The following is a 16,453-nucleotide window of genomic DNA, read 5'->3' as shown; positions in this document are numbered from 1 at the left end:
GTGATGGTCCAACGGCCGTGGTCTTTGAGTTCCTGGAATCCACCGGAATCCAGGGCCCAGCGCGTTGCCGCGCGGGGATAGGTTTTGCGGTCGCGTAGCCGCCGGTCGGAAATGAACAGCGGTACCGCTGCTGTGCTGAGCCAGTTGGGCAGGTGGGTGCCCAGGTAGAACACGGCAGGTTCGGTGTTCGCCCCCGTGCCCGGGGCCGGGAAAGCGGTCCCGGGCGCGAGAGCCAGCGTCGAACCAGACGCCAGATGGTGGTTCACAGGCCGTCCCCCTCCTGCTCAGAGGCGGTGGGGACGGGTGCCTGGAGGTCGCGCAAGATCGCGGCAGCTTGGCCGGTGGTGATGCCAAGGTGGTCGGCGAGAGCGTCGACGGTGATGGGTTGGCCGGTGTTTTGGTGGTGGGTGAAGGCCGCCATCCGGGCACCGGTGATCAGATGCGGCGGAACCGAATCGACCGAAGAATCGGCCGGGGTGTGGTGGTCGGCTTCGAGCGCGGGCAGGTCGGCCGGGACGGCCGGTGTATCGACATACGCGGCAGGTGCAGTGTCGGGGTGCGGAAGGCCGGGCCCGCTGATTGTGGTGGGTGTGGTGCGTGAGAGCACCAACTTCGAGAGGGCGAGGAAGGCCAGGGCCGGGACGGTGGCCAGGAGCCAGCCGGTGGGGCCGGGTTTGGCGACGGCGATTTGTGCGGCAATGGACAAGCTGGCGGCGGCGATCAGGACCGCCATCGGGTAGCCGATGGATTGGTGGTGGCGTTTACGGCGGCGGATCTCCAGTCCGGCGGCGGTGGGGGTGAGTTCGGAGATGACGGCGTTGGCCCAGCCGAACCAGTCACCGGTCCCTTCTGGGCTGTTGGCCATGGTCCAGTCGTGGACGTGAGTGAAGGAGGCGGCACCGGCCATGGTGCCGACCAGCAGCAAGATGAAGACCTGGACGAGGTTCTCGGCGCGTTCGGTGCTCATGGCTGGTCACCGCCGAAGCGCTGTTGGGCGGCTTGGCGGGTGATGCCGAGTGGGCGGGCGATGTCGGCCCAGGAGTAGCCGTAGGCGCGCAGGCCGGTAACGGCGGTGTGCATGGTGATGTGGAGTTCGTCGGCGACCTCGGCGAGGTGGGCGAGGGCTTCGACGTCGCCGGCGGCGATGCGTCGGCTGTAGGCGCGCAGGATGCGGCGCAGGAACGCGGCGTATTCGTCGTTCTCGACCACGCGCCGGACGCGGCGGGGCGTCTGGGGTGTCAGGGTGGGGTTGACGGTGAAGTCGCTCATGCCAGGCCCCCGGACTGTTCTGCGCAGTCGAGGCATTCGCCCAGCGAGCGAGGAATGTAGTACCAGCGCTCACGGCCGCAGGTGGAACAGGTACGCCGGGCGCGGAGCGCTTTGGCGATGGCGGCGAGCTGGGCCGCGGTAGCGGTGCGCTTGGGCTTGGCGAGGTCTTCGCGGTAGAGGTAGGCGACGCGGGCGCCGTCGCGCCACAGGATCTGTGCGGCGATGGGCTGTCCGCCGGGGCGCAGGCCCCGGGCGCGGAGTTGACGGGCGGTGAGCAGTCCTTGGGGTGCCCACCGGTAGGGGTAGGTGGGCAAGCCGAACCGGGCCCCGGTGGGGTCGTAGTACTTGAGGTAGATCATGCCGCCGCGCGCCGTGGCGTCCAGTTGCGGGACGCGCGCGGCGCTGGTCGGGGCATGGGTGTAGTGGGTAGCGTGCATGGGTGTCCACGTCCTTCACATCGAGGGGTGTGGGTGTGTGAAGGCGGAGGGCCGGGTGTCTTGGTGGATGACCGGCCCTCAGCCGTGTTCGGGTGCCGGTTGACGCTTAAGCGTCAAGGCGCTTGCTTGGGTTCGAAATCTCCTCCGCAGGCCCCGCAGGTGACGGCGGCCTGGTCGAGGGAGGATTGGGCGATCCGGATGGTGCGTTCGCATGGGCAGATCGCGGCGATGAGGTTGCTGCTTTTGCCGGTGGCGGTGGGTGCGGTGATCTCTTCGCGTCGCCACAGGACCATGGCCTTTTGCAGACCGCGCAGGGATGTGCGGTAAGCGGCTTGAGTGGTGTCGGGGACGGTTGTGATGGTCCAGCCGAATTTGTCGTTTTTGGCGACGTCGATGCCGAGTTCGGTGGCCAGGTCGCGGAAGCGGGTGTTGTGGTAGCGGCCTTGGCGGCTGGTGTCCTGGATGCCGCGTGCGTCGGCCAGGGCGTGGGCGGCTTCGTGGAGCAGGGTGCCGAGGACTTCGGCGGGGGTGCGGCGCAGGCCTTCGCCGCTGACCATGATTTCGGTGCGGTCGGTGTCGTGGACGCGCCAGCGGCCGGGGGCGTGGTGGCCCCAGCGGGCTTGTTTGCCTTCGGTGCCCGAGGCCAGGATCAGCACCGCGTCGGGGATCTCGGGGTGCCGGGTCCGGATCGAATGCCAGATGCCTTCCAGGGCGCGTAGCACGTTGCTGGCGGTGTCGGTCGGTCGCGCGGCGGTCATTGGTCGCCGTCCGGGTCGGGCGGGAACCACGAGGGCGGTTCGACGAGGAGGATGATTGCGCCGCAGTGGGCGCAGTCGACCAAGCCCGGGTGCTGCTGGTCTGGCGGGGCGTCAAGGTTGCAGGGCCAGAGCCGCAGGTCGATGCGGTCGCAGTCGGGGCAGCGCAGGGCGCTGGTGATGAGTTGGTCAGCCCAGGCGTTGAAGCAGTCGGGACAGTAGATGTTCATGTCGGGCCAGGGCGACACGAGCCATTCGGGGTTTTCGTGGCCGAGTAGGCGTGCGCTGTGGTGGCAGGTGTCGCATTCCATGACCCAGCGGTTCCAGTCGGGTTTGCCGTCTGGGCGGTAGTACTTGTGGATCATTGGGCCCACACTCCGTGGCATGCGCCGCACTGCAGCGCCATGTCTTCGGTGCGGTCGTCGACCAGCACGCGGGTTTCGTAGATGTCGGTGGAGCCGCAGTACAGGCAGCGGGCGATGCGGTCGCCGATCAGTCCGGCGACGAGTTGGGCGCGTTCGGGGTTGCAGGTGTGTTCCTGCGCCCACTGACCGAGGGCCGGGTAGTCGCCGAGTGCGACGGTGTGGGGTTCGAAGCAGACCAGGCACAGGCCGGTGTATCCATTGATCTCCGGGGTGATGGCGGTGACCAAGAACCGTGCCGAGGGTTGTGGTGACATGAGGGGCTCCGTTCTGGTCAGGCGGCCAGTGCCGTGACCGGTGCCGGGACAGGTGACGGCGCGCGGGTGGTGCGGATCCAGGTGGCGTAGTCGACCAGGTGGTTGATCTGGTCGTCGGTGAGGTAGGCGGCCTTGAACAGGGCCGGTACGCCGCCTTCGGCGATGAGGTAGGCGACGCCCTGGTTGACCGGGGAGATGTCGGCGGCGTTGAAGCCGGAGTGGGCCCAGCCGTGGCCGAGGATGATGTCGCTGCTGTTGGGGGTTGTGCAGCGGAACGCGACGCGGAATCCGAAGATGTCGCGCAGCGAGGTGGGGATGATGTCCACGCTGGGGCGTTGGGTCGCGGCGATGACCGGGATGGCGCAGGCGCGGCCGCGGGCGACGATGTCGCGGACCAGGGCGATGAATTCGGCCTGCTGGTCTTTGGTGCCGATGGTGGCCGAGTAGTAGGCCAGTTCGTCGAGGATGACCGGGATCACCGAGACCCCGTCGGCGGGGGTGATCTTCCGGCGGTTGTGGGCGAGCAGCCAGGCGTAGCGGTTATTCATGACCTGCTGCACGCGCCGCAGCGTGGTCAGGGCATGGGTGATGTCAGGGCCGACGAATTCCTCGGCCAGGTCGGCCCACATGCCCAGCTCGACGAGCTTGGGGTCCAGCAGGACGGGCCGGGTGCCGGCGGCCAGGAAGCAGTGTGCGGTGATGTTCTGGATCAGGCCGGACTTGCCGCCGCCGGGTTCTCCGGCGATCAGCATGTTGCGGTAGGCCAGCACCACATACACCGGCTGGCCGAACTCATCGACGCCCAGATAGACGGGGTCGAACATCGACAGCAGTGGTCCCACCGGCACAGCGGCCGACGCCGCAGCCGGTCCGGCCGCAGGTGAGACGGTCAGGGTTGCCATGAGGCGAGGTCCCTTCCAGGAAAGGGGGACCCGGGCACGAGGCGACCCACGACGGGTGACCTCATGCCCAGGACCCGTGCGAGATGGACACGGAACAGGCACGCCCCGTCAGGCGGTGGGATCACCAGGGGCGTCGGTCACCGGACGCAGAAGGGCACCAATCACAGGTGCCGCCGGTGGAGGAGAAGGACCAGGTGGTTACACCCAGTCGAGAACGTCGTCGGGGGTCGACGACTTGCCCGATGCCGGGGCCGGTTTCGGAGCCGGTCGGGCGTCCGCCCGGTCGGTGCGCCTATCAGCGCCCTTATCGCCGTGCTTCTTGGAGCGTGGCGTCTCGTCAGGGTCGACGGTGTCGGCCGGGATGTCGGGCAGGTCCAGCGCGGTCGGTGCCTCAGCGGCCGTCCGGGCAGCTGGAGGGGTGTCGGGGTCGATCAGGTCGACCAGCGGAGAGTCGACGGTGCCGGTCAGCGCGTCACGGCGCTTGATGTCGGCCCGCACGAACGCGGAGTTGCGGGACGAGGCCCGCTCCACGGTGATGTTCGCGGCCCAGCACGCGACCGCGATCTTGTCCAGGCGTGATTCCAGGTCGGCCAGCGACAGGCCGGGCCGCAGCCAGATCCACACGCGTTCCCCGACCGGGGTGGGCTTGGCCCACAGGATCAGCGGCAGACTGCCGGACCGGTTGGAGATGATGAACTCGTTGAAGCAGGCGCGCAGCCGGTGCCGGGAGATGACGCACCAGCCGAAGGCGATCAGCCTGCGGCGCACGACCGGGACCCCAGCGGGCACACCGGCCACCAGAGCGACGACCAGCAGACGCACCACCACGTTGGTGTGCATCGACAGCAGCACGAACCCGTACACGATCAGCGAAACCGTGATGATTTCGGGTGCCCACCACCAGAGGACCCGGATCACGGGCCAGGCGGCGATGAAGCCCGCGATGGGCAGCGCGATCCCGATCCCGATCCCGATTCCGGCGGCCAGCGCGAGGATGGGGTGCCAGGAGGACGCGGCGACCGTGGCGGCCAGCAGCCCGACCACGGCCGTGATGACGTAGAACGCGGTTTTGGCGGTGCGGGCGTAGGACCGGGTGACGCGGTCCTCGATCAGCGTGACGGTTCCGCCACGACGCCCAGAGCGGCCCGACGAGCCTCGCCCGAACGCGGGCAGGCCCTTAGACTTGGACATGATTCACCCTTCTGTTTGGTGTGGAGGGGTTTGGATTGGCGGGGCCGGAGGAGTGAGAGTCCTCCAGGCCCCGCACTTGGTTGAGGTCAGGCCCCGCCGCTGTCGGGGAGCAGGACGAACCCATGCGACCGCGATGCGGCGGCCAGGGTGTAGATGGCAGTGATCAGACCCTGCGCCAGCACCTCGGCGGCCAGGTCGCACGTCTCGGCCTCGTCGGCCTCGTAGACGTCGTTGAACCGGTTGAGCATGTCGCCGAGCTTGTTCAGCGACCGGGTGGCCGCATCAGCAGCCTCGTCAGCGGATGCGCCCAAGGCCGCATCCTGAATGAACATGATGTTGTCGGGCAGGCACATCTTGCACATGCAGGTGCTCCATTCCAGTGGGTCAGCGGACCTCGCGTCCGCAGCCGGAGGGTTGGGCCCGTGGGCTAAACGGTCACGGGCAGCTGGTTGGGTTCGAGTGCGAAGCACACGATGTTGGCGCGGGCGATGCCCGGGTTGTCGCTGTGGGCGTCCTGGACCAGCGCCCACACCTGGTCGTACATGTCCTGCCGGGTCTCGCCCGGACCGGCGGACACGACGCCGCTGTAGGTGGCGTAAGCCATCCCGCCGTGGTTGGGGAACAGCAGCGTGATGATGAAGTGGAACTCCATGCCAGACCTTTCCGTCTCACCGGACATGACGTCCGCGACAGATGGGTTCGGCCAGCTCAACAGGCTGGCAGCGTCCCGCCTCGGGGACAGTTCGATCTTGGGAGCCATACCTTCGGCCCCTTCGTGACTCGCCAGATACAGGCAGGAATGCAGTGACAGGAGTCTCGGTCAGGCCGACTTGGCCACCGGACCGGACGTCTTGATCTCCACCGCGCGGAACGCCACGCCGTTACGCCCGTTGGTCGCCCACGGCAGGGCCTCCAACCGGGACACGGTGACGAACTGCCCCACCTTCACACTCGGCTTCTCACCCGCCGTGGTGACGGTGATGACCTCGCCGCCGTCGTCGTCCTGGACGAACACCTGCGTCGACCACATCGGCCGGCCGGTGTCCCGCTCGGTACGCTGACGCCCGTTCTGGTCCATCTTCTCGACCGGGTCCTTCGACACCATGACCTGCTTCGTACTGGTGTCCACGTAGAGCTTCACGAAGCTCTCCTCTCGATCCAGGGCCGCACCGCCTCTCGGTGCGCTTCCCTTGCTGTGACACCAGGCTGCAAGAGGGCTCGTTAGGAGAACAGGGGATACATTAGGAGACGGACTCGCAATCGTCCTGATGAGGTGGTCCACTAGTGGCAGCTTTCGAAGTTCCCGACTGGGCTGTTCGACTTCGTGACGAGCGCAAAGCTCGGCTGTGGAGTCAGAAGAGCATGGCTGTGCGCCTCATCAACGCAGCGGACGATCGAACCCGCAAGAGTCTGCCGTCCGTCGAAAGTGTTCAGCGCTACGTCCGAGGCTGGGAGAACGGGGACCACAGGCCAAGCGACCTTTACGCCAGCCTTTATTGCCGCATCTTCGGACTCACGCATGAAGCTTTGTTCGGCGAAGCTGGGAAGACAGGCCAGTCAGACCAGGCCCGATCCTCAACGCCAACACTAAACGACGCCGCAGGCCTGATTTCTTGGCTGAGTTCCACTAACACCAGCCGAGAAGCACTCGATCACCTCACCGAGAGGTCGCTGATACTGGCGGACAATCACACACAAATGCCAGCATCCAAAGCGTTGCGCGAAGTGACACAACTGCACGATCAGGCTCAGGGACTGTTGCGCAGTGGACGACAAAAGCTGCATCAGACCCGCGAGTTGTACAAACTCGACGCCGATCTCTTGGCCCACGCCAGTGTGTTGCTCGGCGATCTCAACCAGGATCGAACCGCGATGGCACTCGGCAGAGCAGCATTGATGTGCACGCAGGAAGCTGCAACAAATGAGGCAGCCGCATGGGCCGCTATGTCCAAGACAGCTCGTTGGCAAGGCAAGTACCAAGAATCCGCGGAGTTCGCCCGCCGGGGCTTCGAATCCAGTTCGCCCAGCCCGCTCCGGGCGATGCTCGCCAGCTACGAGGCCAGGGCGGCAGGCCTGTTGGGCGACGTTCACCACGCCCGCGAAGCGTTGGCACGCGCCGAGGCAGCAGCCGAGGCCCTGGACGAGCCCGGCACCGGGGTGTCCGTTTGGTCCTTCTCCCGGCCACGTCAAGCCCTGCTAACGATCTCGGTGACCACGCGCATCGGTGAGCCCGACGCGTCCCTACGAGCCGTAGCCGCAGCCGACGCGGCATGGCAAGCAGGCCTAGCGCGTTCTCCCGGGACCTGGGCCCAGATCCGAGTAGGCGCAGGCATCGCCTACTTGATGAGGGGAGAGCTGGACGGAACAATGAACGAGGTCACCGCCATGCTCGACCTCGCACCAGAGTTCCGAATGGCAACAGTTACCCGCTACCTTGACGACCTTGCGGCCCGTTTGAGGCAGCGCAAGTTCCGAAACAGCCGAGACGCATCCGAACTACTGGCCAGAATCGAAGAATTCAATGCCAGTGCTCTACTCGCAAATAGCCAGGAGGAAGCTTGAGCCCGTTCCCCGTCCGTATGATCGATCGATGGGAGCACAGGGCAGAGCCGGGTCCCAACGAAGGGGCGGTCTACTGGCACATTCTGTTCCAGGATCAGCCGCAGGTCACCAAGCTTGCGCGGTACGCACAAGAGCGACTCGCCTCATTCAGTGGATTGCACATGACTCCACTGAAGTGGCTGCACATGACAACGCTCGCGCTTGGTGCCGCCGAATCCATCAAACCGGATCAACGGAGTCACCTAGTCTCCGAGGCTTCCAGACGCCTTCAAATGATCCAACCAACAACGATCAAAATGGACCGGGTGCTCTACCATCCGGAGGCCATCATGGCCGGAACCTCTTCCCCTGAATCGCTCAGCCCGATACACGAAGCAATCAAAGCCGCGAGCAGGACCGCACTCGGCAGAGACGTACACACCGAGCCCTCATCTTGGACGCCGCACATCACCTTGTGCTACAGCACCGAGGAGCAACAAGCAGCGCCCTTGATCGAGGCTCTCGGCAATGAGCTTCCCCCATACGAGATCACCATCCGAACTGTGAGTCTCGTCCTCCAGCGCGGAGCGGAACGCCTCTGGGACTGGCACCCGATCGCACATGTGCCACTTGGCGGGACGAACGGCGAAGCGAGGGACGACAGCCAGTTTCCGAGCCTGTGAGAACTTTCTGTACGTCTTCAAGGCGGCCCGAGAACCGGGCCGCACGCGCCGCCGACTCGGCGCCTGGCCCTCCGCCTCTGCTAAGGCGCCGGCTCCGAGACCAGGCCCACGCCGGTCGGCAGGCGCGAAGACCGGCAGAAGTCACGGGGCCGCACGAAGACGAAGACCAGCCACGGGGCCGAGCTGGCCGCGCCGGTGCCGCTGGCCGTTTCCTGACTTGCGCGGGGACCCCGCGCGGGGCCTCACGACGGGCCAATGCGGGCAGGCGGCAGCGCCAGCCCGTCCGCCGGTCCAGGCTACGAGGCCCCGCCCCCACGCAAGTCCGCAACCGTCCAGCTTGGATCTCGGATGCTCATCCTCACCAAACCCACGCAAAGCACCCATTGTTCTTAAGCACTAAAACCTGTGGCACGCAACATCAATAGCAGCTAACATTAAGCTCCATGAGTGGAATATTCATTACCAGTGGAATGACGCTACGAATTCCGGCCGGAGGTATCCGCATATCATTAAACGAAGAAAAAGTATCTCCGATAGTTGCGGAGGTCAGTCTCGACACATGGGATCATTGGCTAGATATTGCCAATGAATCACTGCAACAATCCAAAAGTGCGCATACGCTACTAATTCAAGCAATAGACAATAATTCCGACAACAAGAAATCTTCTGCGCTGGAGGCAGAATTTAAGGCCTCATTGACATCAATGTCAGCTACGGCCTTCGCCATGGATGCGCTCTATGCGTCAATCAAGGAGCGTATCCCCGCCTCAAATCATCCACCCACCTCACAGGGTAAGAAGACTCCTCGATACGCTCTAGTCACCGAAATGATTCGTAGAGGATTTCGGCTCACAAATGAGCAAAGCCAACAACTTCGGAAAATCCTAAAGGAGCTATACAAGTTCCGCGACTGGGCGGTTCACCCCCCAGGAGATTTCCGGCAACCCATTCTGCACCCTGATATTGACGCTGGTGTGGAATGGAGGTTTATCGCGTACAGTGCGTCTAACGCGAAAAAGATCTATGACGCCATTATGCAAGTGCTAACACTTCTGTTCCAGCGAGTCCGCCCCGGATTTGACGACCTCGAAAAGTGGGCGAATGCATGCAATAGCCGACTAACTCAGGATTCTCCGCGGTCAACAGCCTCTTGACCATGGATCCACCAGTATCCCGACATCGGTCTTGCCTACCGGCTCACGCCAATGAGGCGCTGCACTCACCCCTCAGGAAGGACATCAAGAACGGGGACCAGATGGGGACCACACGCCATGCATCCGAGCGAACAAGCATCTGATGAACGAACTACGAACGCGTGTTCGAATCATGCCGTGACCTGTAGAGACCTCTCCCCCGCCGTCCTGGGGGTCAAGGGGTCGTGGGTTCAAATCCCGCCGTCCCGACACAGCTCAGGCCTCCTTTTTGGGGCTTGAAACGGAGAACAGAAACGGTCTCTTGTGGGAATTCCGTGGGACGATCTTGTGATCGCTCCATTTCTTTCGCTCGCAGGCGTGCTCGCAGTAGTCCGTCCAGCGCAGCCACCGGTGAGCATGGAGACAGGGCGAGGCGGGCATCCGGAGACGCCTCCCACCGCGCCGTGAGCTCGTCGTTCAGTTCGTCCCGCATCGCCTGCGTGACGTGCGTATAGCGCCGCTGCACTGACCCGTCCTCGTGGCCCATCCGGTCGTCGATCAGCACCGGCCGGATACCGGCCTCCTCCACCATCGTCCGGTGGCTGTGCCAGAGGCCGTGCGGTGTCAGCTCCGGCGCGATCGGCGTCCGGCATGCCTGGGCCCGCCCCTGCGCGTTGCGGCTCGTAGCGGCCGTCCGGGGAACGGCTCGGCGGCAAGCGCCAACGGCCGCGCTGGCTGGGCCGCCTTCTTGGGGTACCAGCCCGAGGCGGCCGAGGCGAACACCCACGTGGCGAGCCCTGACCGCCGCCAGTGCCGAGAGCCCATCGTCGTCGCGCCGGAGGGTGTAAAGCCCAGCTCCGCGATTACCGTCTCGATTCGTTCGCGGGTGGCTTCGGTTACGTGGCTGGGGTGATTGAGAACGTTGGACACGGTGCCGACGCTCACACCCGCGCGCCTGGCGACCCGCACCCGACGCCGCCGCCTGGCCGCGCTCTCCTCCTTCTACACCTACTGGGTCATCGAAACGTCCTGGCCCGCAACCCCGCCGCACACGTCCGCCGACCTCGCCAATCCGACGAACCCAGCAGCATCGCGCTCACCCGCGCCCAAGCAGTCGCCCTGATCGCGGCCGCCGACACCGACGGGCTCCGCTCGGCGATCATCACCCGGCTGCTGCTCGAAATCGGAATGCGCGTCTCGGAACTGTGCGCCGCCGACGCCTTCGCTTCCACCTCCGGGCATCGAACCCTGGGCATCGTCCGCAAAGGCGGCAAGGTCGCCGCCCTGCCCGTCACACCGGCGACCGCGCACGTGATCGACCGCTACCTCAACGGCCGCACCGACGGGCCGCTGCTGTGCACCTCCGGCGCCAAGTGCGCTGGCGTGCCCCAGCCGCTCGACCGCGGCTACGTCCGCGACCTGCTTCGCCGCCTCGCCGTCGAAGCCGGGCTGCCGCGCGAGGTGTGTGAGGCGATGCACCCGCACGTGCTCAAGCACACCGTCGGCACTCTGCTCGATGAGGAGAACGTCCCGGTCCAGGAAATCCAGCGGTTGCTCGGGCACGCCGACCCGCGCACCACCCAGGGCTACGCGCTAGTTCAACCGGCGCTTTCGCCTCCGTACCAAGCGCCCGTGATCGTCGCGGGTCAGTTCCACGGTGCGCTCGAACGGTGAGCGGCAGGTGTGGTGTGGCTCACATCCAGAGGTGTCACGTCGGGTGCGGGTTGTTTGTCCCATAGGCGTCACCGGCACGGAGCGCGGTGCACGAACCAGGGAGAACGACATGAACAACGGCCACCACATCGTCGTCGTCGGCGCCGGCTACACGGGGATGTTCAGCGCGATCCGGCTCGCCCACCGCACCCGCCGGACCGGGGCGCGGATCACGCTGGTCAACCCGTCGAGCCGGTTCGTCGAGCGGCTGCGGATGCACCAGATCGCCGCCGGGCAGGAACTGGCCGACCACCAGATCCCCGGCCTGCTCGCCGGGACCGGCGTCACGTTCGTCCAGGGCGCCGCCACCGCCATCGACCCCGCCGCCCGGCGGATCACCGTCGACGGCGCCGAGACCCTCGGCTACGACACGCTCGTCTACGCGCTGGGCAGCTCGACCGACACCGGCAAGGTCCCCGGCGCCGACACCCACGCGTTCACCCTCAACAGCCCGGAGATCGCGGGCCGGTTCGCCGAGCGGCTCACCGAGGTCGCCGAGGCCGGCGGCACGGTCACCGTCTGCGGCGGCGGGCTGACCGGAATCGAGGCGGCCACCGAGATCGCCGAAAGCCGTCCCGGCCTGAACGTCACGCTGATCAGCCTGGACGAGCCCGGCGGCATGATGGGCGCCAAGGCCCGCGCCCACCTCTACCGCGCGCTGGACCGCCTCGGCATCACCCTGGAAACCGGCGCCCGGATCACCGCGGTGCGGCCCGACGCCGTCGAACTGGCCGACGGCCGGGTCGTCGGTTCCGACGCCTGCCTGTGGACCACCGGCGTCAAAGTGCCGCCGCTCGCCGCCGACGCCGGGATCGCCACCGACGACCGCGGCCTCATCCTGGTCGACGCCACGCTCCGGTCGGTGTCCCACCCGGAGATCCACGCCGTCGGCGACGCCGCCGCCGTCCGCCTGGCCTGGGGACAGATCCACGGCACCTGCCAGAGCGGCCTGCCCACCGCCCAGTACACCGCCGACACCATCGCGCGGCTCGTCCGCGGCAAGGCCGTCAAGCCGTTCCGCTTCGGCTACTTCCACCAGCCGGTCAGCCTCGGCCGCCGCGACGCCGTCATCCAGTTCACCAAGAGCGACGACACCCCGGGCCGCTGGCACCTCACCGGACGGGCCGCCGTCGCCTACAAGGAGTTCGTCAGCGGCAGCCCGCTCTGGACCTACCGGTTCAGCAAGCGCATGAACGTCACCACCATCGTGTCCAAGGGCGGGCGCGCCACCCGCAGGCCCGCGGCATGACCGCACCGACTCCCAGCGCCGTGCTCTCGGCCTTGCCGCCCAGATCACGGCGCTGGCAGCATGAGCCGATGACGGACCCCCGGGACGAGCAGGACCCCTACCTCGCGCATCGCAGGCTGCTGTTCGCAACCGCCTACCGCATGCTGGGCAGCGTCACCGACGCCGAGGACGTCCTCCAGGACGCCTGGCTCACCTGGACTGCCGCGGACCGCGACACGATCCGCCACCCCAAGGCCTACCTGGTGCGCACGGTCACCAACCTCTCGCTGAACCGTCTCACCTCCGCCCGCGCCACCCGCGAGACCTACATCGGCCCGTGGCTCCCCGAGCCCCTGCTCACCTCGCCCGACATCGCCCTGGAGACCGAGTTGGCCGACACCGTCTCCACCGCGATGATGGTCGTCCTGGAAACCCTCAGCCCCGTCGAACGCGCCGTCTTCCTGCTCCGTGAGGTCTTCGGCTACTCCCACGCCGAGATCGCCGAGACGCTGGAGCGCCCTGAGCCGACCGTCCGCCAGATCGCCCACCGCGCCCGCGAGCACGTCCAGGCCCGCCGCCCCCGGTTCGACACCGACCAGGCCCAGCGCCGGCAGGTCACCACCCGGTTCATGCAGGCCTGCGCGGGCGGCGATCTGAACGCCGTCCTGGAGCTGCTCGCCCCCGACGTCACCGCCTGGTCCGACGGCGGCGGCAAGGTCACCGCCGCCCGCCGCCCGCTCTACGGCACCGACCACGTCGCGCGCTGGATCGTGGGCTTCCTGGCCAAGCCCGAACTCACCGGCCTGACCATGGAACCCGCCGTCATCAACGGCGAACTCGGCGTCCTGGCCACCCTCGGAGGCCACACCATCGGCGCGCTCTCGTACGACCTCACCGACGGCCGCATCCAGAACCTGCGCTTCCAGGTCAACCCCGACAAACTTACCGGCCTGACCCCCAACAACAGCCTGACCACACCCTGAGGGCGATCACCCGTACATCTGCCTAACGAAGACGTGGGCCAAAGTACCTAAGCACGACAACTTCCCCATCGTTCTCGTCTCCCCAATCTGGCGGTCACAATGCCACGACCGCGGGGGCCTGCGGCCCAAACGGGCGCGCATCTCTCGGACGGACGACTGACCGATGCCCGCCGCGCAGGGTGTCGCCGCGGCGACCGCGTCTACCTCACAGCAGATCGGCAGCGCGGTCGGGCTTGCCGTGCTGGTGGCGATCACTGCGCCCGGTACGCGTGACACCGCCGACGCCTTCGTCAACCGGGATGCAGGCAGCGGTCATCGTCGCAGCGGCTCTGACTGTGGCCGGGGCACTGGTCGCGCTGGCCGTCCCGTCGACGCGCAGAGACACCGGCGCCGCCCAGCCGGACACCGGTCTCGAAGCCTCCTAAGCCACCCGGTGGGGCGCTCCCACGCCGGAGCGCACACCCGACCACAGCTGTCGAGTGCCACTGGATATGGCGAAGTGCCAGTCACTCTGACGGTACGAGTGGCGAGTGTCACTTGAACTGGCGAGGACCGTCTCAGGGGGATGGCTCAATTGGAAGCAAGCTACCTGCGGCGTTGGGCCTGCGGTCCACGTAGCCCGGCGAGCGGACTCCCGTCGCCAGCCGGGCTACGCGGCCCTCAGTCCCGGTCAACTAGGGCAGCGAGTCGTATTCTCCTTTCTTGATCCTTTGCTCGAGACGCCGCCACTGGTAATCGGAGAGTTCCAGGTGGTTGCCTGGCTCCGTGGTGTCGCGGACGCCGGCCCCGCCTGAAGCCAACCGTGCAACTTCCACGCAGTCGGCGGAATCGTCACATCGGCTGGACTTCCGCCAAGCGGCGCCGGACCCTTCTAGACTCCTCATGAGGGCTGGCCTCCTTGTTGAGCGCTGGTCCGTAAAGCCCGGCGCCCCCCTACTGGATGGGAGGCGCCGGGAACGGCCCTCCTTTCTTGTGGAGATGGGCCAGGGGGCCCGCGCCGGAGGCTCGCCAACCGTGTCGGCGCGGGTCCTTTCCTTGGTGCCACTTTGTGGCCAGATGCACACTACCGAGTCGAACGCTTTCTGCAAGAGGAAAGCCCATACAACATTGAGACTTCTTGGCTGTGTGGCAGTCCCCGGCGAATGGCGCAGGGCGAGCGACTGGTAGCCAAAGGGGCAACAACCAGGCCAACTAAGCGCATTATCCCAGGTCAGCGCCTCATTATGACCTTCGACGCGACACGGCCCGAACTTCTTCGTGGGCTGTTGAGCGTCGTCTCGATGGAGGTCGAGCGCCTCTTCGCAGTCGCCCAGCGCGCGCAGATCTAGCACCAAGTTGACGGCAGCCAACAGAATCTTTTTATGCTCGCGCCCGAACTTCGCCGTGGCGTGTTGAGCGTCGTCTCGACGGAGATCGAGCGCCTCTTCGCAGTCGCCCAGCACGCACAGATCTAGCACCAAGTTGACGGCAGCCAACAGAATCTTTTTATGCTCGCGCCCGAACTTCGCCGTGGCGTGTTGAGCGTCGTCTCGACGGAGATCGAGCGCCTCTTCGCAGTCGCCCAGCACGCGCAGATCTAGCACCAAGTTGACGGCGGAGGGGAGGTCGCGCGGGCGGTCGTGGCCGAGCCACAGCAGAACCTGTTGAACGTGCGCCAATCAGGTTCCTCAACCGCTTGGGTGCCGCCGGTCCGTGTCAGGCGAAGTGGCGAACGCAAGGTCAGGGCCAACCGACAGATCAATCGTCGCCTGTCAACAGCATCGACGTGCCGACCGCCACAGACTCTGTGGGAGTCGGCGTCGATGGCGCGCGTCTCGACGGTCGGTCAGGCGTGCCGCTGCGCCCGGGGGGCAAGCGCGCCCCGCGATGCAGGACAGGGCAGCGCCCAGGGTCGTTAACGTCCTGCAGGTTCGTTCCCGATCGTGAGCCGCTGCCCGCAGGGCAGAAAGATGATGGCGGTGCGGGCGGCGTCGGCCGGGTAGGCGAGTGTGACGGGGGCGTCGCATCCCGGGCATGCCGGCCACGGCCGCGAGGTGGTTCGGATGCCGTGCGGGGGTGGGAGGAATTGGCTGCCCTCGTCGGGGGTGCACCACCAGCGCCACCGATTTGGGAGCTAGCAGTACCCCTGCTTACGCGGCTAGCTCGCAGGCCACGCAGAATGCGGCCGGAGTCGGGGGAATTGAACCCGGCCCGCCGGTGCGGGCCGGGTTCCGTCGCCGATGTGATCCCGAATCGAGATCGCGTACGGAGCCGCCAACAAGAACTGGGAAGCTTCGCCAACTAAACCTGGGAGACCGGGCAACGTCGCCGGTCGCCACTCCCGCAGCCGCCATCTTTAGCTGGGGTCGCAGGTGCCCATTATCGATCTTGTGGGTGAGTTCGAGGGCGTAGGAGCCGAGGAGGGATGGAGTGCGGCGGTGGGCCCGTGGGGTCTTGGCGGATCCGGTAGCGGGCCTGCCGGCTGTCGAACATGAGCATGTTCGACTTGCCACCGTTGGCTCGGCGGTGCTCGTTGCTGATTAGTGGAGCGAGATGCTAGCCCCCTTGGGTGATGGCTGCCCAGACCAGGACGGATGCTGCACGACGTTTGCGGTTTCCCCAACTGCGTCGGCGCAAGGTTGGGCGTGATGCGATGAGTTGTTCGAGCAGGTCGTGCCGGTGGTCGGTGGGGATTTCCCAGTTTGCGAGTGCGGTTCGCCGGTTGCCGTAGTCGATCAAGCTTGTGGCGGTGTTGAGCTGGTCGGGGAGCACACGGGAGAGGTGCGACCCCAGGTATAGATGGCGGCTCCCAGTTATAGATGGCGGCTGGGGCTTAGTTCGCGGTGTCGATCGTTCGGGCGTGTCCTGTCGCACGAAACCTGGCCGAATCTCGGTGGTCCTGGCGCTCGTCTCTCGGCGCGAGCCCCGACTGCCGAGTTCGGTGACTCGACGGTGACGGT

21 protein-coding genes are annotated in these 16,453 nt (G+C 66.3%); 6 read left to right on the top strand and 15 right to left on the bottom strand.

All coding sequences use genetic code 11. The features are described from left to right. Positions 1-262: 262 nt before the first annotated feature. The 11 genes from ACH35V_RS40755 to ACH35V_RS40705 form a co-directional block, all read right to left on the bottom strand. Positions 263-967, bottom strand: coding sequence for a hypothetical protein (locus ACH35V_RS40755; protein WP_395980250.1), 705 nt, complete (start codon positions 965-967; stop codon positions 263-265). Beyond that, positions 964-1,269 (bottom strand): hypothetical protein, encoded by a 306-nt coding sequence (locus tag ACH35V_RS40750; RefSeq protein WP_395980249.1) that lies wholly within the window; start codon positions 1,267-1,269, stop codon positions 964-966. The genes ACH35V_RS40755 and ACH35V_RS40750 overlap by 4 nt, the downstream gene beginning before the upstream one ends. Continuing rightward, positions 1,266-1,706, bottom strand: a complete 441-nt coding sequence (locus ACH35V_RS40745; RefSeq protein WP_395980248.1) for an RRQRL motif-containing zinc-binding protein — start codon at positions 1,704-1,706, stop codon at positions 1,266-1,268. The genes ACH35V_RS40750 and ACH35V_RS40745 overlap by 4 nt, the downstream gene beginning before the upstream one ends. A 113-nt stretch (positions 1,707-1,819) precedes the next feature. Further along, positions 1,820-2,464 (bottom strand): hypothetical protein, encoded by a 645-nt coding sequence (locus ACH35V_RS40740; RefSeq protein WP_395980247.1) that lies wholly within the window; start codon positions 2,462-2,464, stop codon positions 1,820-1,822. After that, on the bottom strand, positions 2,461-2,826 hold the full coding sequence (locus ACH35V_RS40735) for a hypothetical protein (protein WP_395980246.1): 366 nt from the start codon (positions 2,824-2,826) through the stop codon (positions 2,461-2,463). The genes ACH35V_RS40740 and ACH35V_RS40735 overlap by 4 nt, the downstream gene beginning before the upstream one ends. After that, positions 2,823-3,140, bottom strand: a complete 318-nt coding sequence (locus ACH35V_RS40730; protein WP_395980245.1) for a hypothetical protein — start codon at positions 3,138-3,140, stop codon at positions 2,823-2,825. The genes ACH35V_RS40735 and ACH35V_RS40730 overlap by 4 nt, the downstream gene beginning before the upstream one ends. Before the next feature lie 17 nt (positions 3,141-3,157). Further along, positions 3,158-4,042, bottom strand: coding sequence for an FtsK/SpoIIIE domain-containing protein (locus ACH35V_RS40725; RefSeq protein ID WP_395980244.1), 885 nt, complete (start codon positions 4,040-4,042; stop codon positions 3,158-3,160). Positions 4,043-4,240: 198 nt separating this feature from the next. Next, entirely contained in the window at positions 4,241-5,233 is a 993-nt protein-coding gene (locus tag ACH35V_RS40720; RefSeq protein ID WP_395980243.1) for a hypothetical protein, read from the bottom strand. Between the two features lie 86 nt (positions 5,234-5,319). Beyond that, the gene (locus tag ACH35V_RS40715; protein WP_395980242.1) at positions 5,320-5,544 is read right to left on the bottom strand and encodes a hypothetical protein; all 225 of its coding nucleotides are present in this window, start codon (positions 5,542-5,544) and stop codon (positions 5,320-5,322) included. Positions 5,545-5,660: 116 nt separating this feature from the next. Next, positions 5,661-5,885 (bottom strand): hypothetical protein, encoded by a 225-nt coding sequence (locus ACH35V_RS40710; RefSeq protein ID WP_395980241.1) that lies wholly within the window; start codon positions 5,883-5,885, stop codon positions 5,661-5,663. A 168-nt stretch (positions 5,886-6,053) separates the two neighbouring features. Continuing rightward, positions 6,054-6,374, bottom strand: a complete 321-nt coding sequence (locus ACH35V_RS40705; RefSeq protein ID WP_395980240.1) for a hypothetical protein — start codon at positions 6,372-6,374, stop codon at positions 6,054-6,056. Positions 6,375-6,517: 143 nt separating this feature from the next. Here ACH35V_RS40705 and ACH35V_RS40700 point away from each other — a divergent pair, with 143 nt between their 5' ends. The 3 genes from ACH35V_RS40700 (at position 6,518) to ACH35V_RS40690 (ending at position 9,611) form a co-directional block, all read left to right on the top strand. Beyond that, positions 6,518-7,795, top strand: coding sequence for a multiprotein-bridging factor 1 family protein (locus tag ACH35V_RS40700; RefSeq protein ID WP_395980239.1), 1,278 nt, complete (start codon positions 6,518-6,520; stop codon positions 7,793-7,795). Further along, on the top strand, positions 7,792-8,457 hold the full coding sequence (locus ACH35V_RS40695) for a 2'-5' RNA ligase family protein (RefSeq protein ID WP_395980238.1): 666 nt from the start codon (positions 7,792-7,794) through the stop codon (positions 8,455-8,457). Before ACH35V_RS40700 ends, ACH35V_RS40695 begins: the two co-directional genes overlap by 4 nt. A 443-nt stretch (positions 8,458-8,900) precedes the next feature. Then, entirely contained in the window at positions 8,901-9,611 is a 711-nt protein-coding gene (locus ACH35V_RS40690) for a hypothetical protein (protein WP_395980237.1), read from the top strand. A gap of 214 nt (positions 9,612-9,825) precedes the next feature. Here the strand turns inward: ACH35V_RS40690 and ACH35V_RS40685 are convergent, their stop codons facing one another. Together ACH35V_RS40685 and ACH35V_RS40680 are read right to left on the bottom strand one after the other, a co-directional pair. After that, on the bottom strand, positions 9,826-10,182 hold the full coding sequence (locus ACH35V_RS40685; RefSeq protein ID WP_395980236.1) for a hypothetical protein: 357 nt from the start codon (positions 10,180-10,182) through the stop codon (positions 9,826-9,828). Between the two features lie 32 nt (positions 10,183-10,214). After that, a complete protein-coding gene (locus ACH35V_RS40680) occupies positions 10,215-10,520 on the bottom strand; it encodes a LacI family DNA-binding transcriptional regulator (protein ID WP_395980235.1) in 306 nt (101 codons plus the stop codon). Between ACH35V_RS40680 and ACH35V_RS40675 the strand changes: the two genes are divergently transcribed. The 3 genes from ACH35V_RS40675 (at position 10,500) to ACH35V_RS40665 (ending at position 13,514) form a co-directional block, all read left to right on the top strand. After that, positions 10,500-11,264 carry a tyrosine-type recombinase/integrase gene (locus ACH35V_RS40675; RefSeq protein WP_395980234.1) on the top strand — a complete coding sequence of 255 codons (765 nt, stop codon included), beginning with the start codon at positions 10,500-10,502 and terminating at the stop codon, positions 11,262-11,264. The two genes, ACH35V_RS40680 and ACH35V_RS40675, sit on opposite strands and share 21 nt — an antisense overlap. A gap of 109 nt (positions 11,265-11,373) precedes the next feature. Continuing rightward, on the top strand, positions 11,374-12,552 hold the full coding sequence (locus tag ACH35V_RS40670; protein ID WP_395980233.1) for an NAD(P)/FAD-dependent oxidoreductase: 1,179 nt from the start codon (positions 11,374-11,376) through the stop codon (positions 12,550-12,552). A 68-nt stretch (positions 12,553-12,620) separates the two neighbouring features. After that, positions 12,621-13,514, top strand: coding sequence for an RNA polymerase sigma-70 factor (locus ACH35V_RS40665; protein ID WP_395980232.1), 894 nt, complete (start codon positions 12,621-12,623; stop codon positions 13,512-13,514). Between the two features lie 205 nt (positions 13,515-13,719). Here ACH35V_RS40665 and ACH35V_RS40660 read toward each other — a convergent pair whose 3' ends face one another. Beyond that, complete coding sequence (locus ACH35V_RS40660; protein ID WP_395980231.1) at positions 13,720-13,920, bottom strand: hypothetical protein; 201 nt, start codon at positions 13,918-13,920, stop codon at positions 13,720-13,722. 268 nt (positions 13,921-14,188) lie between these two features. Continuing rightward, entirely contained in the window at positions 14,189-15,172 is a 984-nt protein-coding gene (locus tag ACH35V_RS40655) for a DUF397 domain-containing protein (RefSeq protein ID WP_395980230.1), read from the bottom strand. Positions 15,173-16,453: the final 1,281 nt, after the last annotated feature.

The organism is Actinomadura sp. 1N219 (genome assembly GCF_044326405.1).
Taxonomy (GTDB): Bacteria; Actinomycetota; Actinomycetes; order Streptosporangiales; family Streptosporangiaceae; genus Spirillospora.
This window is presented reverse-complemented; position numbering and strand designations above follow the sequence as displayed.